This window comes from Marinobacter suaedae, from assembly GCF_030519635.1.
Taxonomy (GTDB): domain Bacteria; phylum Pseudomonadota; class Gammaproteobacteria; order Pseudomonadales; family Oleiphilaceae; genus Marinobacter; species Marinobacter suaedae.
Genome location: NZ_JAUMIS010000001.1, coordinates 563,832 through 578,184, shown reverse-complemented (window position 1 = coordinate 578,184; position 14,353 = coordinate 563,832). Strand labels below are relative to the sequence as shown.

At 57.0% G+C, this 14,353-nt stretch carries 16 protein-coding genes; 10 read left to right on the top strand and 6 right to left on the bottom strand.

Annotated features, from left to right (window positions below):
• Window positions 1–127 precede the first annotated feature (127 nt).
• Window positions 128–826, top strand: a complete 699-nt coding sequence (locus QVZ43_RS02610) for a crotonase/enoyl-CoA hydratase family protein (protein ID WP_302908753.1) — start codon at window positions 128–130, stop codon at window positions 824–826.
• On the opposite strand, the gene QVZ43_RS02605 is transcribed toward QVZ43_RS02610, so the two are convergent.
• Entirely contained in the window at window positions 818–3,025 is a 2,208-nt protein-coding gene (locus QVZ43_RS02605) for a LemA family protein (protein ID WP_302908752.1), read from the bottom strand. The two genes, QVZ43_RS02610 and QVZ43_RS02605, sit on opposite strands and share 9 nt — an antisense overlap.
• Window positions 3,026–3,258: 233 nt before the next feature.
• Here QVZ43_RS02605 and QVZ43_RS02600 point away from each other — a divergent pair, with 233 nt between their 5' ends.
• The gene (locus QVZ43_RS02600) at window positions 3,259–4,323 is read left to right on the top strand and encodes a threonine aldolase family protein (RefSeq protein WP_223794228.1); all 1,065 of its coding nucleotides are present in this window, start codon (window positions 3,259–3,261) and stop codon (window positions 4,321–4,323) included.
• Here QVZ43_RS02600 and QVZ43_RS02595 read toward each other — a convergent pair.
• On the bottom strand, window positions 4,259–5,308 hold the full coding sequence (locus QVZ43_RS02595; protein ID WP_302908751.1) for an AraC family transcriptional regulator: 1,050 nt from the start codon (window positions 5,306–5,308) through the stop codon (window positions 4,259–4,261). The genes QVZ43_RS02600 and QVZ43_RS02595 overlap by 65 nt on opposite strands.
• 135 nt (window positions 5,309–5,443) lie before the next feature.
• On the opposite strand from QVZ43_RS02595, the gene QVZ43_RS02590 reads away from it, so the two are divergent.
• From QVZ43_RS02590 to QVZ43_RS02580, 3 genes are all read left to right on the top strand, one after another.
• Entirely contained in the window at window positions 5,444–6,586 is a 1,143-nt protein-coding gene (locus QVZ43_RS02590; RefSeq protein WP_302908750.1) for an alkane 1-monooxygenase, read from the top strand.
• Between the two features lie 126 nt (window positions 6,587–6,712).
• Complete coding sequence (locus QVZ43_RS02585; RefSeq protein WP_302908749.1) at window positions 6,713–7,477, top strand: dienelactone hydrolase family protein; 765 nt, start codon at window positions 6,713–6,715, stop codon at window positions 7,475–7,477.
• 154 nt (window positions 7,478–7,631) lie between these two features.
• Window positions 7,632–7,940, top strand: a complete 309-nt coding sequence (locus QVZ43_RS02580) for a hypothetical protein (RefSeq protein WP_223794224.1) — start codon at window positions 7,632–7,634, stop codon at window positions 7,938–7,940.
• A gap of 85 nt (window positions 7,941–8,025) precedes the next feature.
• On the opposite strand, the gene QVZ43_RS02575 is transcribed toward QVZ43_RS02580, so the two are convergent.
• Window positions 8,026–8,694, bottom strand: coding sequence for a carbonic anhydrase (locus QVZ43_RS02575; RefSeq protein WP_223794223.1), 669 nt, complete (start codon window positions 8,692–8,694; stop codon window positions 8,026–8,028).
• Between the two features lie 155 nt (window positions 8,695–8,849).
• Window positions 8,850–9,629 (bottom strand): crotonase/enoyl-CoA hydratase family protein, encoded by a 780-nt coding sequence (locus QVZ43_RS02570; RefSeq protein ID WP_302908748.1) that lies wholly within the window; start codon window positions 9,627–9,629, stop codon window positions 8,850–8,852.
• 311 nt (window positions 9,630–9,940) lie between these two features.
• On the opposite strand from QVZ43_RS02570, the gene efpL reads away from it, so the two are divergent.
• The 4 genes from efpL (at window position 9,941) to QVZ43_RS02550 (ending at window position 12,477) form a co-directional block, all read left to right on the top strand.
• Complete coding sequence (efpL, locus tag QVZ43_RS02565; RefSeq protein ID WP_223794221.1) at window positions 9,941–10,507, top strand: elongation factor P-like protein EfpL; 567 nt, start codon at window positions 9,941–9,943, stop codon at window positions 10,505–10,507.
• Between the two features lie 23 nt (window positions 10,508–10,530).
• Complete coding sequence (locus tag QVZ43_RS02560) at window positions 10,531–10,896, top strand: thiol-disulfide oxidoreductase DCC family protein (protein WP_302908747.1); 366 nt, start codon at window positions 10,531–10,533, stop codon at window positions 10,894–10,896.
• Between the two features lie 160 nt (window positions 10,897–11,056).
• Window positions 11,057–11,692 (top strand): DUF1326 domain-containing protein, encoded by a 636-nt coding sequence (locus QVZ43_RS02555; protein WP_223794219.1) that lies wholly within the window; start codon window positions 11,057–11,059, stop codon window positions 11,690–11,692.
• 14 nt (window positions 11,693–11,706) lie between these two features.
• Window positions 11,707–12,477, top strand: coding sequence for a DUF2182 domain-containing protein (locus tag QVZ43_RS02550; protein WP_223794218.1), 771 nt, complete (start codon window positions 11,707–11,709; stop codon window positions 12,475–12,477).
• Between the two features lie 16 nt (window positions 12,478–12,493).
• Here QVZ43_RS02550 and QVZ43_RS02545 read toward each other — a convergent pair whose 3' ends face one another.
• Entirely contained in the window at window positions 12,494–12,919 is a 426-nt protein-coding gene (locus QVZ43_RS02545; RefSeq protein ID WP_302908746.1) for a DUF6524 family protein, read from the bottom strand.
• A 165-nt stretch (window positions 12,920–13,084) separates the two neighbouring features.
• On the opposite strand from QVZ43_RS02545, the gene QVZ43_RS02540 reads away from it, so the two are divergent.
• Window positions 13,085–13,576, top strand: a complete 492-nt coding sequence (locus tag QVZ43_RS02540; RefSeq protein WP_302908745.1) for an acyl-CoA thioesterase — start codon at window positions 13,085–13,087, stop codon at window positions 13,574–13,576.
• A 3-nt stretch (window positions 13,577–13,579) separates the two neighbouring features.
• On the opposite strand, the gene QVZ43_RS02535 is transcribed toward QVZ43_RS02540, so the two are convergent.
• Complete coding sequence (locus QVZ43_RS02535) at window positions 13,580–14,032, bottom strand: Lrp/AsnC family transcriptional regulator (RefSeq protein WP_223794215.1); 453 nt, start codon at window positions 14,030–14,032, stop codon at window positions 13,580–13,582.
• Window positions 14,033–14,353: the final 321 nt, after the last annotated feature.

Below are 14,353 nucleotides of genomic sequence, written 5' to 3'. Positions count from 1 at the left end.
TATCCACAGTTTTTGTGGGCAAAATTCTGTTTTGTTTTATCCCCAGTCTGCACAAAGTATGGTCTCAGGCTCAGGAAGCTGGCACAGTTCGTCCGGTTTAACCGAACAACAGAATAAGGAGCGGCTGGTGAGCGAGCTTGTAACCTATGAACTGAACGATGGTGTGGCCACTGTCACTATTTCAAATGGCAAGGCGAATGCGTTGAGCCATGAAGTGTTTGAAGCCCTTAATGGCGCACTGGACCGTGCCGAGCAGGACAAAGCCGTCGTGATCCTGACGGGGCAGGCCGGAATTTTTTCCGGAGGCTACGACCTCAAAGAAATGCAGAAAGGGCCGGAAGCGGCGACCGCACTGGTGACTGTTGGCTCGACCTTTACTCGCCGCCTGGCCGCTTTCCCACTGCCGGTGATTGCTGCCTGTAATGGACATGCCATTGCCAAGGGGGCGTTTGTTCTGCTGTCTGTGGATTACCGCATCGGCACCGAAGGGCCGTTCAAGCTGGGTCTGAACGAAGTGGCTATCGGTATGACCATGCACCACGCCGGTATTGAGATCGCCCGTCATCGCCTGGCGCCGGCCCATTTCTATCGTTCGGTGGTGAATGCGGAGATCTACAGCCCGGAAGGAGCCGTTGCCGCCGGATTCCTGGACGAAGTGGTACCTGCATCGGACCTGATGACTCGTGCCAACGAACTGGCACAGCAGTTCAAGCAGCTGAATATGCGAGCCCACAGTGAAACCAAGGTCAAGACCAAGGCAGAGTATCTTGCCCTGCTTGATCGCTGTATCGAGAAAGACGCAGAGCATCTGGGGCTGTCAGGCTGAGTCGGTTGTTTTCCCCAGCGGCGAAACCTCCCGAAACCCGAACAGCCTGGCAAGGATAAGGTCAGGAAACGACTGAATCCGGGTATTGTAAAGGGTTGCGCTGTCCGTCTGGCTGTTGCGCAGCAGGGCCAGGTAGTTTTCCGTCTCTGCCATGATGTCCATGAAACGGCTGACCACGGGGTGGCTCTTCAGGTCCGGATAATCTTCGATCCGGGCCTGCAGCGCGGCAGTAAACTGTTTCTCCCTCGCCAGTCGATTACCGGTTTGCTGAGTCCCCGCCAGATCCGATGGATTGGCGGCTCTCAAACTGGCCAACGTTTTCTGCAGATGCTTTTCGTGAGCCAGCAAAGCCTTCACTGCTGTTTCGAGGCTTGGCCACAGGTCATAACGCTGCTGCAAAATAGTGTCGATATTGGCTTCGGCACGGTCCACGCGCCTTTTCAGAAAAATCATGTCGTTGTAATGCAGGATGCCCAGATAGAGGCAGAGCATTGCGGGCACCACCACCGCTGCCGCGAGCAGATTGCCCGGGCTGAAGTTGCCATCGGCGGCCAGCAGGGAGGTGGCGGAGAACAGCGCTAGTGCCAGGGCAACCGCGGTGATCAGGAAACCTTTGGAGCCGCTGCTTTCGACGATCTCTGCTTCGGTTTTTGCGCTGAGCAGGAAAGGGCTGTCTTTGTCTGCCTGCAGGGTGAGACGCTCGGGGTGTTCGTGACTCAGGCCGGCAAAACCGAGGCAAAACAAACGGGAGCCGGGAGGAAGCAGGCGCACCGTGTGACGCTGGTTGCCCCGTGTTTCCGAGTGTCGTTCGGGAAAGGCGATCTTGGCCCCATCCGGATCAATCAGGGCCCGTCCGTAGGTGTCCTCAAGCCAGAATGGAAGGTGTTCGTGCTGATGTTCGATGGTCCGCCACTGGTTGTCTTTATCCGAGCCCCGGTTCTCTTCAATCCGGTAGTTGAAGGCCACGCAGGGTTCGTTTCTGAGAGGGGCGGTTAACGTGCCAAATGTCTCGTGGGGGGTGACGGCTCCTTCTACTTCCGCCAAGCCATAACTCAGTCCCGCCGTGCTGCTGTTTGGCACCGCTTCGATCAGACGCTTGAATTTGACCTTTCGTATGGCGGCAATAAGCAAGAGTAGGGCTGCCACTGCAGCGGCCACGCTGAGTCCCCAGCCAATCCAGGTGTGCTGATAACGGGTCTGGGGCTTTGATTGGACCAGTTGTTGCGTGAGCGCCTGTGTTGCGGCATCGAGCGCGACTTCTGTAGACGAAGATGCGGTTGTTCGTTGGTACATCCAGTTGTCGAGCCAGCCACTGGTGTTTCGTTGAATCAACTGTTTAAGCGCGGCCACATCCGCCCGGGCGGGCAGGTTGTCGGGGGCGGCTTGGGCACCTTGTTGACGTGCCTGATACAGCGTGGTGACCGACGACCATTCTTTGCTGAGCTTGGCTGCACCCATCACCGAGAGCGTGCCCGTCACGGCAACGAGCATTGTCACAACGAATACCCAGAACCGGTGTACCCTTGCGAAGGTCAGCAAAAGCGCCACGCCCAGCGCGAGTAACCCGGTCGCGGCCGAAACCCTTATGGCGACGTCTAACAGCCGGTCACCTCCTGCGATGTCAAAGGGGCGGCTGGATATTTGTGGCGACAGGTTGAAGGGCTCAAGACTGGAAAATACCAACTGCTGATTGGCGCTGTCATATCGCCCGAGCACATTGACCGTATCGCCCGGAGAAAGGGCCCATTCCGAGTAGATCCGATCCCCTTCCCGGCGCTGGAAGGAGCGTTTGATTCGCCATTGGATATCGCTCGCAGAATCCGGTGTGATAGTGATACTGTTGGTGTTGTCGCGCATCAGAAACGGAACGGCTTGTTGTCCCGAGTCCAGAGTTCGGGTGCGCCGATCACCGTCGCTGTCCCAGTATTCCTCTTCAAGCGCATAGCGGAAATACACCGCAGGTGTTCCGGTGTAGGGCGTTTTTACCGTACTGCCTGCGTCCTCCACTTGCCCGCTCACCATATAGGCCCCCCGGGTCACGCCTGCCAGGGGGGTGTAGGGCAGGCGTTCCATCTGGCGGGCTTCAGCCAGCTGGCTCAGGCCGTTTTGCATAAGAAGATAGGCGCCGACCAGAGCAACGAGGCCAAAGAAGGCCGGAAACAGGCGCTTGGTAAGACTTGATTGGCGGGGTCTGCTCATGGACACAGCGTCCTGCGTGTAGTGTCTTGGGTCTTTGCGAGTATAAGGCATGTATCTATCGGGCTGTGGTCGAAATATTGTTATTACACTGGGTGCAGGCAAGCTCCTGTTACAGCGACTATTTTGAAGTTGCAGGTATCCAGGCCCAGAGTTCTCGGCTTTTCTGGTAATTGACGGCTGTTAGCCAAGGCTGGAGAATCCGGTTCTTTTTTATACTAACGAGGAGCCACGTCGTGTCCCAGTTCGAGCAGTTCGCCAGTGATAATTACAGCGGAGTTTGTCCACAGGCATGGAAGGCGATGGAGGCCGCCAACGCAAAGCCTGAGCCGGCCTACGGTGAAGACAGCTGGACGCTGCGCGCGGCGGACTCGTTGCGGGCATTGTTTGATACCGACTGCGAAGTCTATTTCGTGTTTAACGGAACTGCCGCGAATTCTCTGTCGCTGGCGTCCATCGGCCAGTCTTTCCACAGCGTCATCTGTCACGAGTTGGCGCACATTGAAACCGACGAATGCGGTGGCCCGGAGTTCGCGTCGAACGGATCCAAGCTGCTCCTGGGGCAGGGTCCCGAGGGTAAACTGACGCCCGAGAGCATTGAGCACCTGGTGACCAAGCGCACGGATATTCACTACCCCAAACCAAAAGCCCTGAGCCTGACCCAGGCCACCGAGGTAGGCACCATCTACACCCCGGAAGAGCTGAAGGTGATCAAATCCGTTGCGGATAAGCACCGGCTGAATATCCACATGGATGGGGCGCGTTTTGCCAACGCCGTTGCAGCGCTGGATGTGCACCCGGCGGACATCACCTGGAAGGCCGGTGTGGATGTTCTGTGTTTCTCCGGCACCAAGAATGGCCTGGCGATGGGAGAAGCGGTGGTTTTCTTCAACCGGTCGCTGGCGGAGGACTTTGAATGGCGCTGCAAGCAGGCAGGCCAGTTGGCGTCCAAGATGCGCTACATTTCTGCCCCCTGGTGCGGCCTGCTGGAGAACGACACCTGGCTGGATAATGCCCGCCATGCCAACGCTTGTGCCGCGCGGCTCGCTAACGGTTTGAAAGATATCCCGGGAGTTGCCTTCCGATACCCCCGCCAGGCGAACGGTCTTTTCGTGGAGATGCCGGAGCCGGTTCAGGAAGCCCTGCGCGCCAGGGGCTGGCGGTTCTACAACTTTATCGGTGGGGCGGCGCGCCTGATGTGTTCCTGGGCGACGACCCACGAGCGCGTCGACCAGTTTATTGCCGATGTCCGGGAGTTGATGGAGCAGTTCCCGGCTGACCAGATTTTGCATACTGCGTAGGGGTTTGCCCGGTCGCCTGCCGAAACGCGCGGGTGAAGTTTGCGGAGTCCTGATAACCCAGCCGGTAGGCCGTTTCGGTCACGCTGAGTTGTTCATGGGCCAGGTAGTGCCTGGCCCTATCCATACGCTCGCGCAGCACCAGTTCCCGAAAGCTAATGCCATCCTTTAGCAACCGGCGGTGCAGTGTCCTTGAGGACATGCCCAGATCGGCTGCAATGCTTTGCTGGCTGGGCAGCGCGGGCCCACCGTTCTGCAGTCGTTGCATCACCAGTCCCGCCAATCCCCTGTGTCGCTGCAGTTGTTCCATGTCTTCCTGACATTGGGCCAGTGCCTGGCTGTGTGCTGCCTGATCGGCCAGGGCAAAGGGAATGGCGAGTTTCTCCGTTGGCAGTGACAGGTAATGTTGCGCTTGCCCAAACTCGATCTTTTCAACCGAGGGGCCAAGCCGCTGTTTCAGGGCTGGTTCTTCGGGGAATACCAGGCTCGCATGTAAGCCCAGATTACCCACCAGAAAACTCCCCATCACATCGAAACTGGCGAGAAGGGTGTGCACCACGAACTTTTCCGTCCGCTCTGAAATGCCCGTTGCCGGGGAGATGAACAGACAGGATCGGTCGCCCCGGCGTTCAAGCCGCAGAACCGCCAGAGCGGTGATTAATGGAAAGAAACGAACCGCTACCGCAATGGCTTGTTCAGCGTTTGCTGCCGTCAGGCCCGCATAGCCGGCGGCACCGTGAGCACTTACGTTCAGGTGATGTCCCAGTCGGACGCCCGGTAGTGGCTCGTTGGCAAGCTGTTCAACGTTGCCCAGAAAGCGATCCAGTGCGTGATGGCTGACCCACCCGTTAGATACCCGCAGGTCTTCAGGGTGCAGCCCTGTACCGGCCAATAACCTGGCTGTTGACAGGTTATCTCGCTCCAGTTGTTCACAGAGGAGGTGAACGTATCGAGTCGAGGTTGGTGTGTGGGGGATACCCGATTTCATGTGTTCATATTCTTGTTGATTATCTGATCAGTGTCTGAAAATGACAGCCAACTGTCAATTGTTGACCTGCACAGATTCAGGAACCGTCGCACAGTAGGCGAAATAACCGGTTTGGCGTGAAAAAGGGAGACCGCCATGTTTGAACGGATACCGCCTCGGGTAATGATTGCCTTCAAGAAAGTCATGTTCCTGCTCGTGTTTTTCGTCGCGATGTTGCCCTATAACGCCTGGCAGATGATGCAGGAGAATGGAAACTGGAATCTGTACGCCTGGTGGCCCCTGTTCGTCATCTTCGGGATTATCCCGGTGGTCGATCATCTGGTGGGCAAGGACTCCTCGAACCCTCAGGAGGATGAGGTTGAACGCCTGGCTGGGCAGCGTTGGTACTCGCTGCTCACGCTCTTGGCGGTGCCTACCCAGCTGGCCGTGCTGGCTTTCGGCGCCTGGGTCCTCGTGACCACGGAGCAGTTTTCGTTGGCCGGGCAGATTGGCTGGATTCTGTCATGCGGCATTATCAGCGCCATTTTGTCCATTAACGTCGGGCATGAACTGATTCACCGCCGCAGCAGGCTGGAGAACTGGGCTGGTGGCCTCCTCTACGCTTCCGTATGCTATGCCGGCTTCAAAGTGGAGCATGTCCGGGGGCATCACGTCACGGTCTCCACGCCGGACGACGCCTCCTCTGCTCGCTTCGGTCAGAGCCTCTACCATTTCCTGCCGCGCGCTTATCTGGGCAACGTACGGAACGCCTGGAAGCTGGAGGCCAAGCGGCTGAAAACACTGGGGCTGCCGGCTTTGCATTGGCGCAATGAGCTGATCTGGTGGAACGCGGTTAGCGTTGGGTTTGCCGTGGCGGCCTTGCTGATCTTCGGTTGGGCTGGTCTGGTGTTTTACCTTGGGGTGAGCTGGATGAGCTTCACCACCCTGGAAATCATCAATTATATCGAGCACTACGGCCTGCATCGGCGGAAACTGCCGAACGGGCGTTACGAACGCACCACACCCGCCCATTCATGGAACAGCAACTACCTGATTACCAACCTGGGATTGTTCCACCTGCAGCGTCATTCCGATCACCATGCCTTTCCGACTCGTCGCTATCAGGTGTTGCGGCATTACGATGGTTCCCCTCAGCTGCCGACCGGTTACGCGGGCATGTATGTTCTGGCCTTGATACCCCCGCTCTGGTTCCGGGTTATGAATCCCCGGGTTAAGGCCTATTATGAAGGAGAGGAATGGCAGCTTTCGGCGCAGGAGTTCGAGCAATCGGTGGCTTGATGGCACCTGAGCACTGGTCGGGGTGCCTCCGTCCTCAGAAAACCAGGGCCATACTTCGGTGTCCTTCTGCCGTGTGAATATGGCCGCTCCTCATTACGACAGCCTGACCAGGGAGGGTCCCCCCTGATGGATCGACAAGTTGAAATTCCGCTGCCTTCGGGGCATCGCATGCGGGCCCACTGGTTTTGCCCGAAGAACGCCAATCCGCATCAGGCGGGGATCATCGCCATCCACGACATCTTCGGATACACCGACGATATTGAACGCATTGGTCATCGTCTGGCGGCGAATGGCTATCCGGTGCTGGTGCCCGATCTCTATGACCTGCCAGTCAGCAAACCCTTGTGTGTGGTGAAAACACTCAAGGCCCATGAGATGGGCAAGGGGGAGGCCTTTGAACAACTGGAAGCCTGCAGGCAGTGGTTGCTGAATCAACCGGAAGAACAGGTGACCCAGGTTGGCGTGATGGGATTCTGCATGGGGGGGCGGTTTGCCGTGCTCTACGCAGTCCAGGCACCGGTGCAGGTGGTGGCGCCTTTCTATGGCGAAATCCCGAAGGACCACGAGAAACTGCAAGGCATTTGTCCCGCTGTGGGTGGTTGGGGCAAGACTGACCTGGTGTATGGCAGTCATGGCGAGCGACTGGCGAGCCATCTTGACCGCCTTGGGGTCCCTCACGACATCAAGACCTATGAAGGTGTCGGCCACTCCTACATGAATCAGCACCCGGGGTTCGTTTTCGAGAAGCTCGCAGCCGTTTCACCCATGCGGGCCAGGTATGACGAAGAGGCCTCGGAAGATAGCTGGCGCCGTGTCATCAGCTTCTTTGAGAAAGTCTTTTCGGGGGAGATCCAGTTTCCCAGTGCCGCCAAACCCTACACTTCTTTTTGATTTGGCAGAGTTTTTCCTGTCTGTCTCTGGAATTGTTCTAGTATGGGTACGTCAAGCCAGTAAAAGTATGCGATCGCTAACTGGCTATGACCTGCCAGCGGTGAGTTTAGGCGTCCGTCGCTTGAAGATTGACCAGAGATAACGGGAGCTTGCTATGAGCGCGGTTTCATTATTCTCCGCAAAAGTGAATGCTGGTGATGGGTTTGATTCACCAGCTCCCCTGGCCGACATTCCGGGTTGGACCGTCGACAAACAGTCTCAGACCGAGATTTATGTGATCAACCACAACCTGAACCTGTCGTCCCCTGACAGGGATTTGCATGTTGTGGTCACCCCCATGACTCCGTTGTGCACTGCGGTGGTTGAGAGCCTCGATGCGAACTCATTCAGGGTGTCCACCTGGACGCTGGGGGAGGCGCCGACCCAAACGGACTTTATGTTTATTGCGATGCTCTCAGGCTAGGGAATGTCGCCACAGGGAAACGGTTCTCCGAGCCTGACGGTCCGGCAGTGCATGTGGCCGACGCCAGTGCTGGCATGTGAGACAATCAGGATTCCAAAGAAAGCCTGGCGATTTCCTCGGCATAGAATTCGTCGAAGCTCTTAAAATCCATACTGTCACGGCCGCAGCAACGGATATCACCGGTTTTGATGTTGTAAACCCAGCCGTGAATCTGGACCTTCTGCATGGCCAGTTTCACCGCGACCACCGGGTGGGTGCGCAGGTGCTGGACCTGTTGCAGCACGTTTTCCTCGATTGCCTCGTTCAGGTACTGACTGTCCAGACTGAATTCAGTAGGCACATTATTGCGTTCACGGACAATCTCCATGGCCGATCGGCAATGCCCCAGCCACTCCTTGACGTGGGGCAGGCCCTTGAGCGCCGAGATGTTCATAGCCCCTTTCACCGCCCCGCAATCGGTATGGCCGCAGATGATAATGTGGCGAACCTGCAGCACGGCAACGGCGTACTCGATGGACGCGGTCATTCCACCGGTCTCATTGCTGTGGGGCGGGATGATGTTACCGGCGTTCCGGCAGATGAACAGGTCGCCCGGGTTGGTCCCCGTGACCAGGTTGGGGTCAATGCGTGAGTCCGAACAGGTGATGAACAGCACGTCCGGGTTTTGCCCATCGGCAAGCGCTCCGAACAGGTCTTTACGCTTCGGATAGACGTTCTGGCGGAAATCCAGCACGCCCCGGACAATGTGTTGCATGAATGACTCCTTAAATTGGCAATGGCAGGGCCTATCTGAGCATATCCACAGGAACGCGCGCCAGACGACTAACGTCGCGGCCCGTTTTCTGTTGCTCGAATTGATTAGGCCCTTTTACTCCTTCCGGAGCCTCAACGCCAGTCGGTCGGGTGGAGTCAGCGACCTTTGAACACGGCCTCTCGACGTTCGAGGAACGACTGGATCCCTTCCTTGACGTCCTCGCTGGCCATCACCGGTTGCAGGGAGGTAAAGAGGTGCTCTTTGGCGGCCATCTCGCCTTGCTGAATGGCGAGCTTCGAGGAAGCGAGGCTGCCACTGACCCCCAGGGGAGCCGCTTTGGCAATTTTTTCCGCGATGGCCAATGCCGTGCTGAACTGTTCGCCAGGCTCCACCAGCTCCTGAATCAAGCCCCACTGGTAGGCCTGTTCTGCATTCCATTCGTCCCCGGTGAGCAGGTAGCGCTGGGCGTTGCCCCAGCCGATCTCCCGTTGCAGCCGAATCGTGGCGCCACCACAGGGGAAAATGCCTCGCTTTACTTCCAGCTGGGCAAATCGGGTGCCCTTGGCCGTCACCCGGATGTCGGTATTCAGCATCAATTCGACACCGCAGGTGAAGCAGATACCCTGAGTGGCAAAGACCACAGGTTTGGTCAGGGCGTCGCCCACAACGTTGAACGGGTCCAGTTCACCGTCGTTTGGTTCTATGCCCTTGCCGTTGGCAAAAACGCCAGCCCAGTCATCCAGCTGCAAGCCGCTGGTGAAGTGGTCGCCCTCTGCGTACAGCAGGCCAACTCGCAGGTCGTCTGTTGTCTGCAGGTGGTGATAGGCCGCGGCAATCTCATGGTACATGGCGCGGTTCATGGCATTCATTTTTTCCGGCCGGTTCAGGCCCATGAGCAGGATGTGCCCGCGTTGCTCAACGTTAACCAAGGACATCGAATCACTCCGTAGTAAAGGCTGCCAATTCGCATGCTCAATGGGGCAGAGGGCGACGGCGTGTTTTGAATAAGATGGTTAAAAGATTCGCACGGCGGCTCAAGGATTGGTATTGGCGTTTATGACACAAAGTTGGCTGAAATCGCCAATCGAGGGAGGGTTTACTGATGTGCTGGCGCGCAGGTGCTGCCGGATCAAGCTGTGTTATCGCATGCTGATAAACTTCATGGTATACCAGCACATCGTTTTTATGGGGGCAGGCGTTCCTGTCCCGGAGCACGGTATTAAGAGTCAACCCGGAGTTTCAAGTCATGCCAAAAGCAAGTGAGATCAAAAAGAATTCAGCGGTGGAATTTGAAGGACGCGTGTATTTCGTCAAGGACATTGAGCGCTCGGTGCCTCAGGGGCGTGCCGGAGGCAGCCTGTACCGGATGCGGATGTACGATGTGGTTACCAACAATAAGGTGGATCATACCTTCAAGGACTCCGACATGCTGAACCTGGCGGATCTGGTGCGCCGCCCGGTGACCTTCTCCTACACTGATGGTGAGGAGTATGTGTTCATGGACAGCGAAGACTATTCCCAGTACAGCCTGAACAAGGAGGCCATTGAGGACGAGTTGTTGTTCATCAGCGAAGACACCGAAGGCCTCATGGCTATTTTGCTCAATGACTCTCCGGTCTCCCTGGCCCTGCCGCCGACGGTGGAGTTGGAAATTACCGAGACCGACCCATCCATCAAGGGCGGTTCCGCAACGGCCCGTACCAAGCCGGCCACACTGTCTACCGGCCTGGTGGTTCAGGTGCCGGAACACATTTCCACAGGTGACCGAATCAAGGTAAACGTGGAAGAGCGCAAGTTCCTGAGTCGGGCCTGATCTTATCCGACTGGAGGGCAATGATGGGCAGGAACAACGACAAACTGGTGGTGTTTTACGATGGGTCCTGCCCGGCCTGCATCAAGGACCGACGCTGGTACGAGAAGCTGGCCGGCAAAGGCGGCGATTCGGTGGAGTGGCTGGACATCACCGGCCAGGACGCCCTGTTGCGTCAGCAGGGCATCGACCCTGACAGTGCCCTGCGTGAACTGCACGTCAAGGATGCTGAAGGGCAGATCCACCGGGAAATGGATGCCTACATTCTGCTGATGTCACGGGTGCAGGTGCTCAAACCGCTGGCCTGGCTGATCGGTTTGCCGGTGATCCGGCCGGCCCTTGCCCGGTGGTACCACGCCTGGGTTAGCCGAAGGCTGGATGGGCAGGCCTGACACTGTTCACCGGATAATTCCTCTTCTTTTCTGCTTCCGTCCGGAGTTTTAAGCTCCTGACGAATATTCGATGTATTTTGGCTCTTTATTGATCTAACGCTCTGACCCGCCTGTTTTATTCTTAATACAGAGGCTGCGATGCGGAAGAGGAGCAGCAGCGATGGAAAAGGTAGATTGGCGACTCAAGGGGTTGGAGTATGTGAACTGCAACTGCGACCTCGGCTGCCCATGCCAATTTATGGGGCGGCCAAGTCATGGTGACTGTGAGGCGTTTGCCGCAGTCAAAATCGAAGATGGTTATTTTGGCGACACCCGGCTGGATGGATTGGCTTTTGCGATGACACTGAAGTGGCCGGGTGCCATTCACGAGGGTAACGGCACCGCTCAGGCTTTTGTGGATGAACGGGCGACTCCGGAGCAGCGTGAAGCACTCATGGCTATTTTGTCTGGCGAAACATCCGAGCCAGGCGCGACGTTCTTCAACGTGTTCGCAAGCACGCTCACCACGATGCACGACCCGGTGTTTTGCCCCATTGAAATCAGTTGTGACGTTGAAGGCCGGCATGCCACGGTGCGTGTCGCTGACCTGATCGAGGCCAGTGCCAGCCCGATACTCAGTCCGATAGATGGTTCAGAGCATAGAGCGCGGATCGATCTGCCCAGGGGCTTTGAATACGCAGTGGCTGAAGTGGCGACAGGAAAAACGAGTGCTCATGCGGATGTGCCCATGGAGTTGAGTGCCAGCCACAGTCACCTGGCGCATCTGGATATCGGGCCGACCGGCGTCTATCACTGACCCGGGACAATGGGATGCGCGCTAGACACGGGGCGTTCTCAGGGGAATGGCTGCGGGGCAGCTTGCTGACCCTGGCTGGATTACTGGCCATTGCTGCACTGGCCTGGCTGTATTTGATCGGCATGGCGTCGGACATGGAGGGTATGTCATCGGGTTCGATGATAGCGTTCCATCACTGGACGCTGGGGTATTTTGCCCTGATGTTCGTGATGTGGAGCATCATGATGGTGGCCATGATGATGCCGAGCGCAGCGCCGATGGTGCTTTTGTACCGGCAAGTCGTACGTAAAAACCACCTTCCTGCGGTGCGAGGAACGATTGCGTTCACGGGGGGCTATGTTCTGGTTTGGGCACTGTTTAGCCTGGCCGCGACGCTCCTTCAGTGGTTGTTGGAAGAGTGGGCATTGCTTAGCCCCATGATGCGTAGTCAGAGCGTTTTGTTCAGCGGGGCGCTGCTGATGGCCGCAGGAATTTACCAGCTTTCCTCATTCAAGCAGGCCTGCCTGAAACGATGCCGTGGACCCCTTCTGTTCATTACCTGTTACTGGCAACCGGGTGTGAAGGGGGCGTTCACGATGGGGCTCCGGCATGGTGCCTTCTGTGTGGGGTGTTGCGGGGCATTAATGCTGCTGTTATTTGCAGGCGGTGTGATGGACCTTACCGTGATCGCGGCCATTGCCGGTGTGGTGCTGCTGGAAAAGCTGGTGCCCCACGGTGAATGGTGGGGGAAAACCATCGGCGTCCTCGCCATCGCCTTCGGGCTAGGTCTGGTTGTTTCTGGCTAAGCGCTGGTGGGCAGGATTATCCCCGCCCATCCTCGACATCATCCACATCTACCTGGCCAGTCAGGCGCCGGCGAATGTGCGACCAGGACAAGCCAAAGGCCAGCAGCACAGAGATAACCAGCAGGATCACCCAGGTCATCTTGCCTTCGCCTTCCAGGCTGAGCCAGCCCATATCCACCATCAGCCATACCAGGCAGCCCAGCAGTGCTGCCCCCAGGGAAATCCCCAGCCAGCCCAGTGACAGGAAGGTTGCGCGAAGGAATACGATCCAGCCAATCAGCAGAATAATGCCCACGATGGCAATAACGGGCCCCATGGTGGCATCCGGGCCAAAGGCCCAGGAAATATAGGAATACTGTGTGGGGTTATAGGTGCCGAAGACGAGTGCTGCGGCAAAAATCCAACGCCCTATGAGACTGCTCAGGCTAGAGGAAGCGGCCATAGAAAGTTCTCCGAGGCAGGTGGCGCGTGTCCGGTAGCGTGTGTGAGTGGTTCCGAAGAACGGCGTCGGAGCCTAATTCAGCTTAGACCAGATTTTGCCGGAGCGGCGCCAGGCGCGGAGTTGCGGTACAGTACGCCTGAATTCCTTTCAGATGGAGATGAAAGCATGCCTGATCGTCCCGCCAAGCCGGTGTCCGCCTCTGCGGTGGAGCAGCACGTCTACAAGGTGTTTCCCAACGACATGAATTCCCACAACACGGTGTTTGGCGGAATGATCATGGCGAAGTGTGACCGGCTGGCGTTAGTGGTGGCAGAGAGGCACTCGGCCCATGTGTGTGTGACCGCAGCGGTGGACTCCATCCACTTCCGCGCACCGGCCAAGGGAAACGATACCCTGCTGTTCAATCTTTCCCTGAACCGCAGTTGGGGATCATCGATGGAAATCGGTGCCCGGGTCGAGGCGGAAAACAGCTACACCGGCGAGGTCCGCCATATTCTGTCGGCCTATTTCACCTTCGTGGCGCTGGATGAGAGCGGCAAGCCCGTGGATGTACCCCAGGTGATTCCGGAAACGGACGCGCAGAAACGCCGCTTCAGTAACGCGGGCATTCGCCGGGAAGGGCGACTGAAAACCCGGGAACAGCTGACCGCCGGTTGAGGCTCAGATACCCGCGTCTTTAACGTTCTCCATCACCACAAAGGTGCTGGTTTGTTGCACGTGGGGCAGGGCGGAAATCTGTTCGCCAAACACCTTTCGGTATTCGGCCATATCCCTGGTGCGAACCTTCAGCAGGTAATCGAAGTGGCTGGCAATCATGTGACACTGCTCCACCGCCGAGATTTTCCGCACGGCGTCATTAAAGGCGGACAATGCGGCACTGCTGGTGTCCCCAAGTGTTACCTGGGCAAACGCAATGTGCGACTGCCCGAGCTTGCTCTGGTTAACCAGTGCCGTGTAGCCGGTGATGTAGCCATTCTCTTCCAGCCTGCGCATTCTGACCTGGCATGGGGTTTTGGACAGCCCCACCCGGGAAGCCAGCTCGGTCACTGTTATTCGGGCATTTTTCTGCAATTCACGAATGATCGAGTGATCAATTCGGTCCAGTTCGACCATAGCTCGGGTTCTCAATGAAATGAATTACTGGTTAGCCCTGAAACTATAACCAATTGTCCTGTCTATCTGTATACCATGGTCGAAATGACTTCAATATTGGCGCGGTACAGTCCGGGAGCCCCTGAAAGTTCTTGCTTTGACCACTATCATGAGGAGTACCCTGATTCGTGTAAGTTGTCGAAAGGTCCGGCACTGGAGTGCCTTAAAGGTAAAACGCCTAAAATGAGTAAGATCAAGAAATAAAATAAATTCCAGGCGCTGTAAAACGACCTTTTGTCACGTTTTGGAGGCTCTAATAGGAAAATCGTCTTTGTTCATCCC